At 69.1% G+C, this 16,697-nt stretch carries 13 protein-coding genes; 12 read left to right on the plus strand and 1 reads right to left on the minus strand.

The genetic code is table 11. From position 1 onward, the window contains the following. Nucleotides 1–2: 2 nt before the first annotated feature. Nucleotides 3–1,988, plus strand: a complete 1,986-nt coding sequence (locus ACQR3U_RS12730) for a mycofactocin system FadH/OYE family oxidoreductase 2 (RefSeq protein WP_230811002.1) — start codon at nucleotides 3–5, stop codon at nucleotides 1,986–1,988. Here the strand turns inward: ACQR3U_RS12730 and ACQR3U_RS12735 are convergent. After that, nucleotides 1,963–2,946: a GNAT family N-acetyltransferase gene (locus ACQR3U_RS12735; protein ID WP_230811003.1), complete on the minus strand. Its 984-nt coding sequence runs from the start codon at nucleotides 2,944–2,946 to the stop codon at nucleotides 1,963–1,965. The two genes, ACQR3U_RS12730 and ACQR3U_RS12735, sit on opposite strands and share 26 nt — an antisense overlap. Nucleotides 2,947–3,043: 97 nt before the next feature. Here ACQR3U_RS12735 and mftE point away from each other — a divergent pair, with 97 nt between their 5' ends. From mftE to ACQR3U_RS12790, 11 genes are all read left to right on the plus strand, one after another. After that, nucleotides 3,044–3,727, plus strand: a complete 684-nt coding sequence (gene mftE / locus ACQR3U_RS12740) for a mycofactocin biosynthesis peptidyl-dipeptidase MftE (protein WP_006553536.1) — start codon at nucleotides 3,044–3,046, stop codon at nucleotides 3,725–3,727. After that, complete coding sequence (mftF, locus tag ACQR3U_RS12745; protein WP_064060471.1) at nucleotides 3,724–5,157, plus strand: mycofactocin biosynthesis glycosyltransferase MftF; 1,434 nt, start codon at nucleotides 3,724–3,726, stop codon at nucleotides 5,155–5,157. The genes mftE and mftF overlap by 4 nt, the downstream gene beginning before the upstream one ends. A gap of 1 nt (nucleotide 5,158) precedes the next feature. Then, nucleotides 5,159–6,619 carry a mycofactocin dehydrogenase MftG gene (mftG, locus tag ACQR3U_RS12750; RefSeq protein WP_230811004.1) on the plus strand — a complete coding sequence of 487 codons (1,461 nt, stop codon included), beginning with the start codon at nucleotides 5,159–5,161 and terminating at the stop codon, nucleotides 6,617–6,619. A gap of 36 nt (nucleotides 6,620–6,655) precedes the next feature. Continuing rightward, a complete protein-coding gene (locus tag ACQR3U_RS12755; RefSeq protein ID WP_024101641.1) occupies nucleotides 6,656–7,954 on the plus strand; it encodes a helix-turn-helix domain-containing protein in 1,299 nt (432 codons plus the stop codon). Nucleotides 7,955–8,020: 66 nt separating this feature from the next. Continuing rightward, on the plus strand, nucleotides 8,021–9,544 hold the full coding sequence (adh, locus tag ACQR3U_RS12760; RefSeq protein WP_230811005.1) for an aldehyde dehydrogenase: 1,524 nt from the start codon (nucleotides 8,021–8,023) through the stop codon (nucleotides 9,542–9,544). Between the two features lie 93 nt (nucleotides 9,545–9,637). Further along, nucleotides 9,638–10,162 (plus strand): DUF779 domain-containing protein, encoded by a 525-nt coding sequence (locus tag ACQR3U_RS12765; protein WP_006553531.1) that lies wholly within the window; start codon nucleotides 9,638–9,640, stop codon nucleotides 10,160–10,162. 133 nt (nucleotides 10,163–10,295) lie between these two features. Then, entirely contained in the window at nucleotides 10,296–10,844 is a 549-nt protein-coding gene (locus tag ACQR3U_RS12770) for a hypothetical protein (protein ID WP_230811006.1), read from the plus strand. Between the two features lie 146 nt (nucleotides 10,845–10,990). Next, complete coding sequence (locus tag ACQR3U_RS12775) at nucleotides 10,991–12,391, plus strand: MFS transporter (RefSeq protein ID WP_006553529.1); 1,401 nt, start codon at nucleotides 10,991–10,993, stop codon at nucleotides 12,389–12,391. A 97-nt stretch (nucleotides 12,392–12,488) separates the two neighbouring features. After that, nucleotides 12,489–14,156 (plus strand): AMP-binding protein, encoded by a 1,668-nt coding sequence (locus ACQR3U_RS12780; RefSeq protein ID WP_230811007.1) that lies wholly within the window; start codon nucleotides 12,489–12,491, stop codon nucleotides 14,154–14,156. Nucleotides 14,157–14,301: 145 nt separating this feature from the next. Beyond that, entirely contained in the window at nucleotides 14,302–14,571 is a 270-nt protein-coding gene (locus ACQR3U_RS12785; RefSeq protein ID WP_016932945.1) for a GlsB/YeaQ/YmgE family stress response membrane protein, read from the plus strand. A gap of 143 nt (nucleotides 14,572–14,714) precedes the next feature. After that, the gene (locus tag ACQR3U_RS12790; protein ID WP_230811008.1) at nucleotides 14,715–16,676 is read left to right on the plus strand and encodes an acetoacetate--CoA ligase; all 1,962 of its coding nucleotides are present in this window, start codon (nucleotides 14,715–14,717) and stop codon (nucleotides 16,674–16,676) included. The last annotated feature ends 21 nt before the right edge of the window (nucleotides 16,677–16,697 follow it).

Raw genomic sequence — 16,697 nt, forward strand, 5'->3', positions numbered from 1 at the left:
CGGTGACGCGCACGGCGACCGGCACCGTTCCGCACGCGTCGTTGCGGATCGGTCCGGTCACCCTGCGCAACCGCATCGTCTTCCCGGCGCACCTGACCAACTTCTCGGTCGACGGCACCGTCACCGACCGCCACATCGCGTACTACGAAGCCAGAGCACGAGGCGGCGCGTCGATGATCGTCACCGAGGAGCACACCGTGCACCCCTCGGACCGACCCTACGAGAAACTGATCCGGGGCTGGGACCCGGACATCGTCACCGGTTACCGCCGCCTCACCGACGCCGTCCACCGACACGGCACGCGGATCCTCGCGCAGCTCAACCACAACGGCGCGCAGGGGACCTCGATGTACACGGGGCAACCGTTGTGGGCGCCGAGTCCCGAACCCGACCCGCTCTTCCGCGAGGTCCCGCGCGCGATGACGGAATCCGACATCGCCGTACTCGTCGCGGGCTACGCGGACGTCGCCCGCCGCTGTGCCGAGGGCGGCTTCGACGGAGTCGAGATCCAGTGCTCCCAGGCATCCGTCCTGCGCGCTTCTCTCGCATCCGTGACGAACCGTCGCACGGACCGCTACGGCGGGGATCTCGCCGGGCGGGCCCGTCTGCTGCTCGAGGTCGTGTCCGCGGTACGGGCGGCCGTCGGGCGCGACCGTGTCGTGGGCGTGCGACTGACGGGTCACGACGGCACCGACGGCGGTGTCGGTATCGACGACGCCGTGCAGGTCGCGCGGATGCTCGAGGCGAGCAGCGACGTCGACTACCTCAACACGTCCGTGGGCGTCGCGACCGAGACGCTGCATCTGGTCGAAGCGCCGATGTCCACCCCGCACGGTTATTCCCTGTTCGTCCCCGACGCGATCCGGGCGGCGGTGTCGCTGCCGGTCGTCGGGGTCGGGCGCTTCACCCGACCCGAACAGATCGGTGCCGCGCTCGCCGACGGAGTATGCGATCTGGTCGGCGCCGTGCGCGCGCAGATCGCCGACCCGGAGTTCGCGAACAAGACCCTCTCCGGACGCGACGACGAGATTCGGCCGTGCATCGGCTGCAATCAGGAATGCATCGGACGGGTCGGGCTCAACCGTCCCATCGCGTGCGCGGTCAATCCCCAGGCCGGGTACGAATCCGACGCTCCTGCCGCGCCCGCCGTACCGCACCGGGTCGTCATCGTCGGCGGCGGACCCGCGGGCCTGCAGGCGGCGGTAACGGCTGCCGGAGAAGGACAGTCGGTCACCTTGCTCGAACGGAACCGCTGCACCGGCGGCCAGATCCGTGAGGCGGCTGCAGCCCCGCACCGTGCCGAACTGCTCGGTGCGGTGACCCACCTCGACGCCGAGTGCCGCCGCAGGGGAGTGGAGGTGCGTACCGGTGTGACCGCCGATGCCGCGACGCTGCACGCGCTCGCGCCCGACGTCGTGGTCGTCGCGACGGGCGCGCGCCCGCACCGGCCCGCCTGGGCGGGATCGTCCGCACGGGTGAGCGATGTGCGCGATGTGCTCACCGGTCGCACCGCACCCTCCGGCCGGGTCCTCGTCGTCGACGATCTCGGTTTCCACCAGGCGACGTCGGTCGCCGAACTGCTGGCGGACCGGGGATGTGCAGTGACGGTGTGCACGCCGGGAATGCTCGTGGGCCAGGACCTCGGCCTGACGCTCGAGCTCGACGGCTGGTTGCGCCGCGCCCACGACAAGCGGATCGAGCGACTCACCGGCGTCGCCGTCGGCGGTGTCGTGGACCTGCCGGACGGCGCCGAGGTCACCCTGGTCCACCACGCGACCGGTGAGCAGACGACGCTCGCGGTGGACGCGGTCGTCGTCGCCACCCATCAGGATCCCGTCGACGAGCTGTGGCAGGAGCTTTCGGCATCCGGCACGAGAGTGATCCGTGTGGGCGACGCGGTGACGCCACGCCGCCTGCACGCCGCGATCGTCGAGGGGGATCGGGCCGCCAGGGACCTGGCTCCTACGCCTCCAGCCCGCGGCGCATGACGGTGCGCGGCCAACGGTCGAGGCCGTGCTTCCGTTCCTCCACGCGGATCCGGGTGAGACCAGGGGAGAGGGCATCGTCCGCGACCGTGCGGAAGCCGAGACGCGCGTAGTACGGGCCGTTCCACGGCACGTCGCGGTAGGTGGTCAGCGTCAGCGATCCGAACCCGGCGTCCCGCGCCCACCCCGCGACGTGGTCGATCAGCTCGCGGCCGATCCCGCGACGCGCGTGATCGGGATGCACCGACACCTGCTCGATGTGAACGCCGTCGTCGACGAGGTCGGCCACGAGATACGCGACCGCTCGTCCCTGCTCGTCGAACCACGCCCAGCAGCGGCCCGCGTCCCGGTGAGCGCGCAACTCCTCGACGGACGGAGGATCGTCGTCGGCGACGAACGCCATCCCGATCTCGGCGAAGGGCTTGCCCGCCGCGCGTTCGATCTCCTGCAGCACCGGCAGGTCGTCGTCGGTCGCCGGACGGATCGGGGGCAGTTCCTTGCAGTAGTACATCGCCGTCGGTGATTCCGCGTAGAGCCCGAAGCGCTCCGTCATCGGTACGTACCCGGCCTTCGCGTACAACGCGATCGCCTCGGGTTGCTCGCTGCCCGTCTCGAGAATCATGCGACGGCGACCGGCATCGGTCGCCGTCCGCTCCAGCGCACCCAGCACCCGTTCCGCCACACCGCGGCGCCGCATGCTCGCCCGCACGTACATCCGCTTGATCTCGGCATCACCGTCGCGCACCCCTCGATGAGCATGCTCCGGTGCACGCCAGCCGCCGATCCCGGCCGGAACCCCGTCGGCCACCGCCAGGAGGAACACCCCGCGTGGCGGTTCGAATTCGTGCGGGGCCAGTTCGGTGTCGTCGGGTCCGCCGTACCTCCGCACGTATTCGAGTTGGACCTCGCCGATGAGGTCCTGCACGTCCGGATCGTCCAGCGGACGAGGTTCGATCAGCACCGGGAAAGCGTACCGACCGGATCTCGGCGTCCGGGCGGACCCACCGAGACCTCCGGGTTTCGTGCACGCCCGCGAAACCCTTAGCATCGGAGCGGTGATGCGGGAGCTCGCCGACGCCTGTTGGACGGACATCGAACCCGACCGGGTGACGGTGGCCGTCCCGACCGGTGCGTTCGAACAACACGGCCCACACCTTCCCCTCGACACCGACACCCGGATCGCGACTGCTGTCGCCGCCGAGCTGCCCGAGGTGGTCCTCGCGCCACCCCTGCCCTACGGAGCCAGCGGAGAACACGAAGGTTTCGCCGGCACCGTCTCGATCGGAGCCGAGGTGACGAAGGCGCTGATCGTCGAATACGGCAGGTCGGTGTGCCGATGGGCGAAGCGGGTCGTCTTCGTCAACGGGCACGGCGGCAACGCCTATCCGCTGATCGAGGCGGTGAGCCTCCTGCGATACGAAGGCCGCGACGCTGCCTGGCTTCCGTGCGCGGTGCCCGGATCCGATGCCCACGCCGGTGCCACCGAGACGAGTCTGCTGCTGCACCTGGCGCCCGGGGCGGTCGACATGACGCGGGCCGCGGTCGGCGCAACGGAACCGATCGGAGCACTGATGCCACGACTGCGCGAAGCCGGTATCGTCTCGGTGTCCGCGAACGGAGTGCTGGGAGACCCCACCGAGGCCACCGCAGAACTCGGCGCGCGCCTGTTCGCGAGTCTGGTCGAGCGGGCGAGTGCACAGGTCGCCCGGTGGCAGCCGGGAACGGAAGGAAGGCTTCGGTGAGTCGGGCGATCACTCCACAGGCGACGTCCCCGGAGGCGGCGCAGCCCTCGGCGACCCGGCTCCCCGACGGTTTCGGTGTGCGCATCGACGCGCGGGTGCGCAGCTTCGCCGGAGGACGCGTCCTCGTCGGAGGATCGCCCACGCGCATGCTCACACTTGCCCCCGCCGCCGTAGCGATGATCGACGAGGACTTCGTCGAGGTGGTGGACGCGCAGAGCGCCGCGGTCGCGCGACGCCTGCTCGACTCGGGCATCGGAAACCCCCGGCCGACGAAGCTGCCGCCGAGTTCCGCCGTCACCGTCGTCGTCCCGGTCAAGGACAATCCGTCCGGCCTCGCCCGTCTGCTCGCCGCTGTCGAAGGGCACGAGGTCGTGGTCGTCGACGACGGTTCCGAGAAACCGGTCGAGGCGCCGGAACGTGGTCGCGTCCGGGTGATCCGGCACGAGACCGCACGCGGGCCGGCGGCGGCCCGCAACACCGGATTGCAGCAGGTGGCAACGGAATTCGTCGCCTTCCTCGATTCCGATGTGGTGCCGCAGCTGGGCTGGCTCGAACGATCACTGGGGCACTTCACCGATCCTGCGGTCGCACTCGTCGCGCCGCGCGTCGTGGCCCTCGAACCCGACAGCAGCGCGCTCGCGAAGTACGAGCACGCACGCTCGTCGCTCGACCTCGGCAGCCGGGAATCCGCTGTGGTCGCGGGTGGTCCCGTCTCGTACGTGCCGAGCGCGGCGCTGCTCGTCCGTCGCGACGCGCTCGTCGCCTGCGGTGGTTTCGACGAGACGATGCACGTGGCCGAGGACGTCGATCTGTGCCGGCGACTGCAGACCTCGGGGTGGCGGTTGCGGTACGAGCCCATCTCGCGGGTCGCGCACGACCATCGCACCCGCTTCCGGACGTGGTTGACGCGCAAGGCATTCTACGGAACCGGTGCGGCTCCGCTCGCCGAGCGGCATCCGGGTTCCGTCCCACCGATGGTGATGTCGATCTGGACGCTCCTCGCGTGCGTCGCGATCGCGACCTTCACCCGCGTCGGGGTGATCGCAGCGGTGCTGACCCAGGTGGTCACCTTCGTGCGGTTGCGGCGGATGTTCTCCGAACTCGACCGGCCCGACCGCATCGCCGCGCTGCTCACCGCCCAGGGATTCGCCGGTGGTCTGTGGCAGGTGGCGTCGGCGGTGTGCCGGCACTACTGGCCGGTCACGGTCGTCGCAGCGGTGTTCTCCCGCAAGGTTCGGCGGGCGGTTCTGGCTTGCGCTGTGGCCGAAGGCATCTGGGACTGGAAGACGCACCGCGAGAGCGGCGGCCTCGATCCCGTCCGGTACCTGCTCTACAAGCGCCTCGACGACCTCGCCTACGGCGCGGGGCTGTGGAAGGGTGCGCTCGACGCCCGCACGGCGGCCGCGCTCGTACCCGACATCCGGAAGTGACATGATCCCGGCGCACGCCGATGTGGTGATCGTCGGCGGGGGAAGTTGTGGCTGCGTTCTCGCCGCCGGGCTCAGCGACGATCCGGACCGCACCGTGCTGCTGCTCGAGGAGGGCACGGCGTTCGGGTCGGCGTCCGCTGTTCCGCGCGAGATCCGTGACGCTGCCGTCCTTCCGGTTGGTCCGGAGAGCCCGTGGACGGCGGACTTTCCCGGACGGTTGACCTCGGACGTCCAGGCGACCGTGACGCGGGGCCGGGTGCTCGGGGGCTCCGGCGCGGTCAACGGCGCGTACTTCGTGCGTGCGCGGCCGGACGACTTCGCGTCGTGGCCCGCCTCGTGGTCGTACGAGGAGGTGCTGCCGTCCTTCCGGGCCGTCGAGACCGACACGGATGTCCCCGGCGACCTGCACGGAAGTTCCGGCCCGATACCGGTCGCCAGGGTGCCGCGCGAACGGATGCATCCGCTCTCGCGTGCCTTCGTCGACGCCTCCGAAAGTGCGGGATTCGCACCGGTCGCCGACCTCAACGCTCCCGGACCCGACGGGGTGGGTGCGGTTCCGTCGAACATGCGCGACGGCACGAGAGTGGGTCCGTTCCTCGCGTACCTGGCACCCGTCCTGGACCGGCCGAATCTGACGGTCGCCGGCGGGGTGAGCGCGACCCGAGTCGTGATGGCGGGCGGTCGCGCGGTGGGTGTCGAGATCGCCGGACCCGACGGACCACGAACTATCTCGGCCGGACACGTGATCGTCGCCGCAGGCGCAGTGAGGTCCCCGCAGTTGCTGATGCTCTCCGGGATCGGACCGGCCGACGAACTGCGCCGGCTCGGCGTCGATCCGCTGCACGACCTTCCCGGGGTGGGCCGCGATTTCTCCGACCATCCGGAGTTCGCCGTCCCGTACCGATTCCGCCCGGGCCTCCCGTCGCACACGCTGCTGCTCGAGACGGTCCTGCACACCGAGAACCTCGAACTGCGCCCGTACACCGCGGCATTCGGTGCGGCGATCCCCGGCAGCGGTGTCGCCGATCCGGTGCTCGGCGTCGTCCTGACGCGCCCACGCAGTCGCGGACGCATCGTGCTCGACGAACGTGACCCGCGACGTCCACCTCTGCTCGACTATCGATACCTGACCGACCCGGCCGACCGGCAAGCTCTGGAGGAGGGTGTCCGGCTCGCCGCCGACCTCCTCGCCGCGACCACCGGCGTCGTCGAGGCCGGCAGCGTGGACGCGCGCGGCGGCAGGCTCGGAACGTCCCTGCACCTGTCCGGCACGTGCCGGATGGGCGACGACGAGCACGCCGTGGTCGACGAGTGGTGCCGCGTGCGCGGGATCGAGGGGTTGAGCGTCGTCGACACCTCGGTGTTTCCGCAGGTCCCCAGCCGTGGGCTGCACGCCACCGCGGTGATGCTCGCCCACCGCATCGCCGCGACCGCGAGGGATGCCCTGCCCCACACGGTGTGATCCCGACTACAGTGTCGGGGGAGGAGGCGCCGGTACATGACGGATCGTGGAATCGCGACGACCAACCCCTGGGTGGCACTCGACCCGGGAGCGGACGTGGCCGCGCACGCACGTGCGGTACTGCGCGCGCACGGCACGTTCGTCTCCGCCCGCGGCAAGGATCGGCTCGACGGGGTGCGCTCGGTGGTCCGCGACTCGTGGAGCCGGAGCCTGCAGCGCGGCATCGATCCCGACGTCGTCGAACAACCCGCACTGCTCTCCGGGCACGACCTCGAGGAGTACCGCGCCGGCCACCCCATGTCGCTGATCCGCCCGGTGGTGCGCAAGCTCCTCGTCGAGGACGCCGACGACAGTGGACTGCTCGTCGCCATCACCGACGGACAGGGACGGCTGCTGTGGGTCGAGGGCGATCACGCCGCGCGCGACCGCGCCCTGTCGATGAGCTTCGTCGAAGGGGCCGACTGGAGTGAGGACCGCGTCGGCACGAACGCTCCGGGAACGGCTCTCGCCGTGGATCATTCGGTGCAGATCTTCGGCGCCGAGCATTTCAACCGCACGGTGCACGAATGGAGTTGTTCGGCCGCTCCCGTGCACGACCCCACCAGCGGCCGGGTCCTCGGTGCCATCGACATCACCGGTGGGCACCGCGTCGCCGCGCCCGAGGTCCTGCAACTCGTCCGCGCGACGGTCGCGGCGGCGGAGGCCGAACTGCGGTTGCATGCCCTGAGCGGCCGCCCGTTGTTCCCGTCGGCGACGCCGCGCATCGAGACGATCGGCGCCGGGCGGCCCGCCCTGCACCGCGGAGGCGAACGCGTCGGCCTGTCCCGCCGGCACGCCGAGATCCTGCTGATCCTCGCCGATCACCCCGAAGGCCTGAGCTCCGACAGGCTCGCGATGCTGCTCGACGAGAACGAACTCGACTCGGTGACCATCCGCGCCGAGATGTCGCGCCTGCGCAAGGTGCTCGGGGCCGAACACCTCGGATCGCGGCCCTATCGGCTGCTCACCACGCTAGACACCGATGTCGCGGACGTGCGCCGCGCACTCGACCGCGGCGACGTGGCCTCGGCGGTCCGCCTCTGTACCGAGGAGATCCTGCCCGGATCGGTGGCGCCGGGCATCGAGGAGATCCGCGACGAACTCTGCTCGGGCGTGCGGGCGGCGCTGTTGCGCTGCGGCGAGGAGCATCTGCTCGCGCAATGGACCGCGTCCGTCCACGGCCGCGAGGACATCACCGCCTGGGCGGCCTACCGGGCATCGATCGATCCCCGGTCACCCCGCTTCGCGCAGGTCGACGCCACATTGACCCGATTGGACAGGCAGCTCGCAACGTAGTTGCAACCCTCGCGTTCGTAGTGTTTCGGATCACATACCGACCGCTCGACGCTGCAGGAGATGCACATGACCGTGTACGCCCGCCCCGGTTCGCCCGACGCCCACATGTCCTTCCAGTCCCGGTACGACAACTGGATCGGCGGCCAGTGGGTGCCCCCGGTGAAGGGGGAGTACTTCGAGAACGTCACCCCCGTCACCGGCCAGGTGTTCACCGAGGTCGCTCGCGGCACCGAGGAAGACATCGAACTCGCGCTCGACGCAGCCCACGCCGCCGCGCCGGCCTGGGGGAAGACCTCGCCCGCCGAACGCGCGGTGATCCTCAACAAGATCGCCGACCGCATCGAGGAGAACCTCGAGTCGATCGCCCTCGCCGAGTCGTGGGACAACGGCAAGCCCATCCGCGAGACCCTCAACGCCGACATCCCGCTCGCGATCGACCACTTCCGCTACTTCGCGGGAGCCATCCGCGCGCAGGAGGGTTCGATCTCCGAGATCAACTCCGAGACGGTCGCCTACCACTTCCACGAGCCGCTCGGCGTCGTCGGCCAGATCATCCCGTGGAACTTCCCGATCCTCATGGCCGTATGGAAGCTCGCGCCGGCCCTGGCCGCCGGCAACGCGGTGGTCCTCAAGCCCGCCGAGCAGACACCGGCGTCGATCCTGCACCTGATCTCGATCATCGGCGACCTGCTGCCGCCCGGCGTGGTCAACATCGTCAACGGTTTCGGTGTGGAGGCGGGCAAGCCGCTCGCGTCGAGCCCGCGCATCCGCAAGATCGCGTTCACCGGTGAGACCACCACCGGCCGGCTGATCATGCAGTACGCCTCGCAGAACCTGATCCCGGTCACCCTCGAACTCGGTGGCAAGAGCCCGAACATCTTCTTCTCCGACGTGCTGTCGGCGAACGACGACTACCAGGACAAGGCGCTCGAAGGCTTCACGATGTTCGCCCTCAACCAGGGTGAGGTGTGCACGTGCCCGTCGCGTGCGCTGATCCAGCAGGACATCTTCGACGACTTCCTCTCGCTCGCCGCGGTCCGCACCAAGGCCGTCCGCCAGGGCGATCCGCTCGACACCGACACGATGATCGGCGCTCAGGCCTCGAACGACCAGCTCGAGAAGATCCTGTCGTACATCGAGATCGGCAAGAGCGAGGGTGCCAAGGTCATCACCGGTGGTGAGCGCGCCGATCTCGGCGGCGACCTCTCGGGCGGCTACTACGTGCAGCCGACGATCTTCCAGGGCAACAACAAGATGCGCATCTTCCAGGAGGAGATCTTCGGCCCGGTCGTGTCCGTGACGTCCTTCAGCGATTTCGACGATGCGATCTCGATCGCCAACGACACCCTCTACGGTCTCGGTGCCGGTGTGTGGTCCCGCGACGGTGGCGTCGCCTACCGTGCCGGTCGCGCCATCCAGGCCGGCCGGGTGTGGACGAACACCTACCACCAGTACCCCGCGCACGCGGCCTTCGGTGGTTACAAGCAGTCCGGCATCGGCCGCGAGAACCACCTCATGATGCTCGACCACTACCAGCAGACGAAGAACCTCCTGGTGTCCTACGCCCCCAAGGCACAGGGCTTCTTCTGATCCGAACTTCGGCGCCTGTCACGTCCGCACGGCGTGGCAGGCGCCGTTGCCATACGCTCGGAACACCGTGCACCCCAACGGAAAGGCAGGCCTGTGACCGTCCCGCGAATCGTGGCGACCGTCGATGCCGTCGCCCTGCTGCGCCGCCTCGCGCAGCGCAACGGACCGCTCATGATGCACCAGTCCGGCGGATGCTGCGACGGCTCCGCGCCGATGTGTTATCCCGACGGCGATTTCGTCGTCGGCGACTGCGACGTGCTCCTCGGAGTCCTCGACCTGCGCCTCGGGGCAGGGGAGACCCGCTCCGATCCGCCGGTCGGCGCGGACGCCGTGCCGGTGTGGATCTCCGGTTCGCAGTTCGAGGCGTGGAAGCACACCTGTCTCGTCCTCGACGTGGTGCCCGGGCGCGGCTCCGGGTTCAGTCTCGAGAGTCCGGAGGGGGTGCGGTTCCTCAGCAGGGGGCGCGCGTTCACTTCCGACGAAATGGCTCTCCTGGAAGCCCACCGGCCACTCACCGGGCGGGACCGGGAGGCCGGCGTGGAGCCCGCGGTGTCCGATGTGCCCACCGTGGTCGCCGAGGCCGCCGACGCGTGCCCGGTACCCGGCCTGTCCCCGTGATCCCATCGGCGTGATCCCATCGGGAGGAGGGTGACTCGCCTGCCGGTTGCCGGTGTGCGTCAGAATCGGGACGGAATCCGTCCGGATTCCGGACGACGACGTGGGCGCCCGGCGGGTGCGACGAGGAGTGGGCATGGCCTTCGCAGGCAACGTGGACGAACTGGCACTGCTGCAGACGGTGCGCCTGAAGAAGCAGGTCGCTGCCGAGGTGATCGCCGCGCACCTCGGTGTGTCGGTGGCGGCCGGCCAGACTGCGGTGGCCGCGCTCCTCGAACAGGGCAAGGCGTCGGAGAACGGCGGCGGCATCAGCCTCACCGACAAGGGCACCTCCGAGCTGAACGATCAGCTCGATGCCGAACGGGTCTCCATCGACGAGGATTCGATCTCGGAGCTCTACGACCAGTTCCTCCCACTCGACGAGGAGCTGAACACGCTCCTCGAGAACGCGGACGCCGACGGATTCGTCGACGGCCTCATCGACCTCGACCGCCGGGCGCAGAGTCTGTTCGACGACGTGTCGGCGTTCGTGCCGCGCCTGTCGCGCTACCAGGACCTGTTCGCCGAGGCCCTGGAGAAGATCAAGGGCGGCTCGCTGGCGTGGGCCACGGCCGCCAACATCGACTCCTACGCCTCCGTGTGGGGCGAGATGCGCCAGGAGATCGCGGGCGCCGCCGGCCGCTGACAATTTCGTTCGTTCGGCGCACTATGTGATGCCGGTCACCTCTACCCCCCTTTCGGGGGTGGTGCGGGGGTGACCGGCATCACTACGTTTCGTTCATCCGCCGAGGCGATCACGCCCGCGGTTCGAACGGACAACGGAGGACTCACGTGACCAGTGTGTCGACCCCGGGGGCTGCCGAACCCCCCGTCGCCGGACCGGTGGGACGTTCGCGTCCCGATCCATCCACACCCCGCCACGCGGGCCCCTCGAAGGAAGGGCCCGGTATCCGGCGCGTCGCCGTCGCCAGCTGCATGGGCACGACGATCGAGTTCTACGACTTCTTCATCTACGGCACCGCCGCAGCGCTCGTCTTCCCGACGGTCTTCTTCCCCGCGCTCGGATCGACCGCAGGTACCGTCGCCTCCTTCGCGACCTTCGCCGTCGCCTTCATCGCCCGCCCCGTGGGCGCAATGCTGTTCGGGCACTTCGGCGATCGCATCGGACGCAAGAAGACGCTGATCTCCACGCTGCTGCTGATGGGTATCTCCACCCTGCTCATCGGCCTTCTGCCCGGCGCCGAGACCATCGGTGTCGCCGCCCCGATCATCCTCGTGCTGCTGCGATTCGCCCAGGGCTTCGCAGTGGGCGGTGAGTGGGCCGGTGCGACCCTGCTCACCGCCGAATACGCGCCACCAGGCCAACGCGGTCTGTACGCGATGTTCCCGCAGCTCGGTCCCGCCATCGCATTCGCCCTGTCGAGCGGAACCTTCCTGTTCACCGGTCTCGCCCTCGGCGACACCAACGACGCCTTCCTGAACTACGGCTGGCGGATCCCCTTCCTGCTCAGCATCGTTCTCGTCGGCATCGGCCTCTACATGCGCCTCGCCATCGAAGAGACTCCTGTCTTTCGTGCGGAGCAGGAAGCCCGCCGTAGTGCCCCGGCCGCCGAGATCGAGGCCCCGCGCCGGCTGCCCTTCCTCGACGCGTTGCGCTACCAGGCCAAGGAGATCTTCCTTGCCGGCGGCGCGCTGGCCATCATGTTCGCCTTCTTCTACATGGGCACGGCCTACCTGACCAGCTACGCGACGTCCGAGCTGGGATTCGACCGGCCGTTCGTCCTGGTGGTGGGCATCGCCTCGTCGCTCGTCTTCGGTCTCGCGATCGTGCTGTCCGCGCTGTATTCCGACCGCTTCGGGCGCAAGAAGGTCATCATGGTCTCGTGCGCCTTCTCCGTGGTCTGGGCACTGGTGTTGTTCCCGCTCCTCGACACCGGCTCACCGATTGCGTTCGTGCTCGGAATGATGATCACCCTCGCGATCTTCGGTATCGCCTACGGGCCGTGCGGAGCACTGCTGCCCGAGATGTTCGCGACCCGCTACCGCTACACCGGTGCCGGTCTGGGCTACAACTTCGCCGGTGTCCTCGGCGGCGCCATCCCGCCGATGATCGCCGCACCGCTCGCCGCCTCCTACGGCGGTATCGCGATCGGGATCATGCTGGCCGGAATCGGCCTCGTGAGCCTGGTCTGCACCGCGGCGCTCGTGGAGACCCGCGACCGGGCCCTCTGATCCACCGCCCCACCGATCCACCCCCGGTGGCGGTCGTCCGGCAGCAGCCCGACGACCGCCACCACAGCCGTTTCCCCGCCTCGTGAAGGAGAATGCGATGTCCGGCCTCGACGTCGACCGTCTGCCCAGCTACACCCAGGGTGCCTGGGACGTCCCGCTGCTCGGCGACACCATCGGCGACAACCTCGACCGCACCGCCGCCCGCTTCGGCGACCGTGAGGCGCTCGTCGATTCTGCCGCCGGAAAGCGCTGGAGTTACACCGAATTCGTCGCGGACATCGACGTGCTCGCGCTCGGTATGCTGCGGGCGGGCATCACCAAGGGTGACCGCGTCGGAATCTGGGCACCCAACTGCTGGCAGTGGGTGCTCGTGCAGTACGCGACCGCGAAGATCGGGGCGATCCTCGTCAACATCAACCCCGCCTACCGCTTGCACGAGCTGCAGTACGTCCTCGAGCAGGCCGGTGTGCGGATGCTGGTGTCCGCCCCGACGTTCAAGACCTCCGACTACGCGCAGATGATCGAGACCGTCCGGCCCAACTGCCCCGATCTCGAGGACGTCGTCCTGCTCGACTCGCCGCGGTGGGACGAACTCGTCGACTCCGGCCGCGCCGCGCTCACCGAGGACCGGGCACCGCTCGACGCGGCCCAGGCCTCGTTGTCGCCCGACGATCCGATCAACATCCAGTACACCTCGGGCACCACCGGTTTCCCCAAGGGCGCCACCCTCAGTCACCACAACGTGCTCAACAACGGTTTCTTCGTCGGCGAGCTGTGCCACTACACCGAACGCGACCGGGTCTGCATCCCCGTCCCGCTGTACCACTGCTTCGGGATGACGATGGGCAACCTCGCGTGCACGAGTCACGGCGCGACCACCGTGTTGCCGGCGCCGGGATTCGACCCCGCTGCGACGCTCGGTGCGGTCGCCGAGGAGAAGTGCACGTCGCTGTACGGCGTGCCGACGATGTTCATCGCCGAACTGGCCGACCCCGGATTCGACAACTACGACCTGTCGAGTCTGCGGACCGGAATCATGGCGGGATCACCGTGTCCGGTGGAGGTGATGAAGCAGGTGATCGACCGGATGGGCATGAGCGAGGTCTCCATCTGCTACGGCATGACCGAGACCTCCCCGGTCTCGACGCAGACCCGCAGCGACGACAGCATCGAGCGGCGCGTGAGCACCGTCGGTCGTGTCGGCCCGCATCTCGAGGTGAAGGTCGTCGACCCCGTCACCGGACTGACGGTGCCGCGCGGCGAACCCGGCGAACTATGCACCCGCGGTTACTCGGTGATGCTCGGCTACTGGGATCAGCCCGACAAGACCGCCGAGGCGATCGACGCGGCCCGATGGATGCACACCGGCGACATCGGCGTCATGGACGAGGACGGGTACGTCTCGGTGACCGGCCGGATCAAGGACATGGTCATCCGGGGTGGGGAGAACATCTACCCCCGCGAGATCGAGGAATTCCTCTACACCCACCCGGACATCCTCGACGCCCAGGTCGTCGGCGTGCCCGACACGAAGTACGGCGAGGAACTCATGGCGTGGATCCGGATGCGCGAGGGCGCCGAACCGCTCGACGCCGATTCGCTCCGGACGTTCTGCACCGGCAAGCTCGCCCACTACAAGATCCCGCGCTATGTGCACGTGGTCGAGGAGTTCCCGATGACGGTGACCGGGAAGGTCCGCAAGGTGGAGATGCGCGAGCAGGCGATCGCCTTGCTCGAGGCGACACGAGCGGACGGGGGCCGGTGAGACCACGGCCCTGCCGGAGAAGGATGTTCACTCGACAGGCACGTCGAATCCGCCTCGTGTGAGGGGTTCATGATCGACACTGATGGGGTACATGGTCGTCGAGGTTGCGCCGCCCCGGGTGCGGCGCCGAACAGAGAGGCTCACCATGGGACAGATCATCGGCACGATCATCTTCGGCGCAGTCATCGGTATCCTCGCCAGGTTGGTGATCCCCGGTAAGCAGGCGATGGGGATGCTCATCACCATCGTCATCGGCATCATCGGTGCGCTGATCGGTTACTGGATCTGGGGTCTGATCTCGTCCGAGGGGAACGAGAACACCTCCGGCATCGACTGGATCCGCTGGATCATCTCCATCGCCGTCGCTGTGGTGCTCACCCTCATCTACACGTCTGCGACGCGCGAGCGGCGGTAGCCGAGAGTCCTCGCGCGAGGCTCCGTTTCGGACGTCTCGGACGTCGTGCACGGGCAGTCCGTCCGTGCACGACGGTTCCCGGCCGGTCCGGGCGGGTCTTCGTCCGTGTTCAGGTACGGTCCCGGACCGGGAGGTGAACTGTGGTGGAACCGCAATGGACTCCGACGGACGTCGACATCGAGCAGGCGAACGTCACCGGATTCACCCGGTTCGTCGAGGAGAGACACGGACTCGACCTGCCCGGCTACCGGGCGTTGTGGCAGTGGTCCGTCGACGAGCCCGGCGCATTCTGGCAGGCAGTGTGGGACGCCTTCGACGTCGTCTCCCACACCGACCCCGGCCCGGCTCTGGCCGACGCCTCCATGCCCGGTGCCGTGTGGTTCCCGGGCGCGCGACTGAACTTCGCCGAGTACGTCTTCCGGGAGCGTCCCCCGGACGAGGCCGCCATCGTCCACCTCGACGAGGAGGGACGCCGACGCGAGGTCTGCTGGTCCGAACTCGAACGCCGGACGGCCGCGCTCGCCGCGACGCTCCGCGCGCACGGGGTGGGGGAGGGTGATCGTGTCGTCGGCTACCTGCCCAACATCCCCGAAGCGATCGTCGCCCTGCTCGCCACGGCGAGCATCGGGGCCGTCTGGGCCGGATGTGGACAGGACTACGCCGCACCTGCGGCGATCGACCGTCTGGCCAGACTCGAACCACGAGCACTCGTCACGGCAACCGGATACCGCTACGCAGGACGGCGGCACGACCGCGTCGACGAGGTGGACGTACTCCGCGCCGCGATGCCCGGCCTCGCCCTGACGGTCGTCGTGTCGGAGGAGGAGACATCGTTCGACACGTCCGGGTTCGACACGTCCGGGCAGACCGGGACCGTTCTGGACTGGCGGGACGCTGTCTCCGGCGACGCCGCTCTCGAACCCCTACCCGTTCCCTTCGACCATCCGTTGTGGGTGGTCTTCTCCTCCGGCACCACCGGCCCACCGAAAGGCTTGGTGCACGGCCACGGTGGTGTGCTGCTCGAACACCTCAAGGCGTTGTCGCTGCACCTCGACCTCCGTCCCGGCGACCGCTTCCTCTGGTACACCAGCCCGAGCTGGATGATGTGGAACTTCCTGCTCTCGGGGCTGCTCGTGGGATGCACCGTCGTCACCTACGACGGCGCCCCGTCCCATCCCGAGGTCGATCGCCTGTGGCGGATCGCGGCCGAGGAGAACGTCACGGTGCTCGGGACGAGCCCCGGCTATGTGCTGGCCTGCATCAAGGCCGGTGTCGTCCCGCAGGACGACCACGATCTGTCGGCCCTCCGCGGCGTCGGGGTCACCGGGTCGACGCTGCCCGCCTCGTCGTCGGCGTGGCTGTCGGACAACGCCGGCGAGCACGTGCAGGTGATGTCGATCTCCGGCGGGACCGACGTCGTGACGGCCTTCGTCGGCGCCGTCCCCACGGTGCCCGTGTGGCCGGGAGAGATCTCGGTGCCCTGCCTCGGCGTGGCGGTCGACGCCTTCGACGAAGGGGGCCGGCCGGTGCGCGGAGAGGTCGGCGAACTCGTGGTGACCGTCCCCATGCCGTCCATGCCCGTGCGGTTCTGGAACGACCCGGACGGCAGTCGCTACCGCGATGCGTACTTCTCCGTCTACCCGGGTGTGTGGCGCCACGGCGACTGGATCACGATCACCGAGCGCGGAACCTTCGAGATGCACGGCAGGTCCGACTCCACCCTCAACCGCCACGGTGTGCGGATGGGCAGTGCCGATATCTACCAGGCCGTGGAGAACCTGCCCGAGGTCGTCGAGTCGCTCGTCCTCGGCATCGAACAACCCGACGGCACGTACCGCATGCCGCTGTTCGTCGTCCTCGCCGAGGGCGTCACGCTCACCGACGACCTGAAGGAACGGATCCGTGCGGCCGTGCGCGAGCATGCCTCGCCCCGGCACGTGCCCGACGAGATCGTCGCCGCGCCCGGGGTGCCGCACACCCGCACCGGTAAGAAGCTCGAGGTTCCCCTCAAACGGATCCTGCAGGGAGCCGATCCCGGCCGCGTCGTCGACCGCACCGCGATCGACGAGCCCGACCTGCTCGACTGGTACCGCGACCAGGCGTGATCCGGGGCACACCATGAGCGT

Origin of the sequence: Rhodococcus sp. IEGM1339 (assembly GCF_050321925.1) — a bacterium.
GTDB classification, from domain to species: Bacteria; Actinomycetota; Actinomycetes; order Mycobacteriales; family Mycobacteriaceae; genus Rhodococcus; species Rhodococcus pyridinivorans.

Bases quoted from the DNA above. Each gene is read 5' to 3' on its own strand.
- mftE (WP_006553536.1), top strand. From the start codon at position 3,044: ATGCGGGAGCTCGCCGACGCCTGTTGGACGGACATCGAACCCGACCGG.
- mftG (WP_230811004.1), top strand. From the start codon at position 5,159: ATGATCCCGGCGCACGCCGATGTGGTGATCGTCGGCGGGGGAAGTTGT.
- ACQR3U_RS12755 (WP_024101641.1), top strand. From the start codon at position 6,656: ATGACGGATCGTGGAATCGCGACGACCAACCCCTGGGTGGCACTCGAC.
- adh (WP_230811005.1), top strand. From the start codon at position 8,021: ATGACCGTGTACGCCCGCCCCGGTTCGCCCGACGCCCACATGTCCTTC.
- ACQR3U_RS12770 (WP_230811006.1), top strand. From the start codon at position 10,296: ATGGCCTTCGCAGGCAACGTGGACGAACTGGCACTGCTGCAGACGGTG.
- ACQR3U_RS12780 (WP_230811007.1), top strand. From the start codon at position 12,489: ATGTCCGGCCTCGACGTCGACCGTCTGCCCAGCTACACCCAGGGTGCC.
- ACQR3U_RS12785 (WP_016932945.1), top strand. From the start codon at position 14,302: ATGGGACAGATCATCGGCACGATCATCTTCGGCGCAGTCATCGGTATC.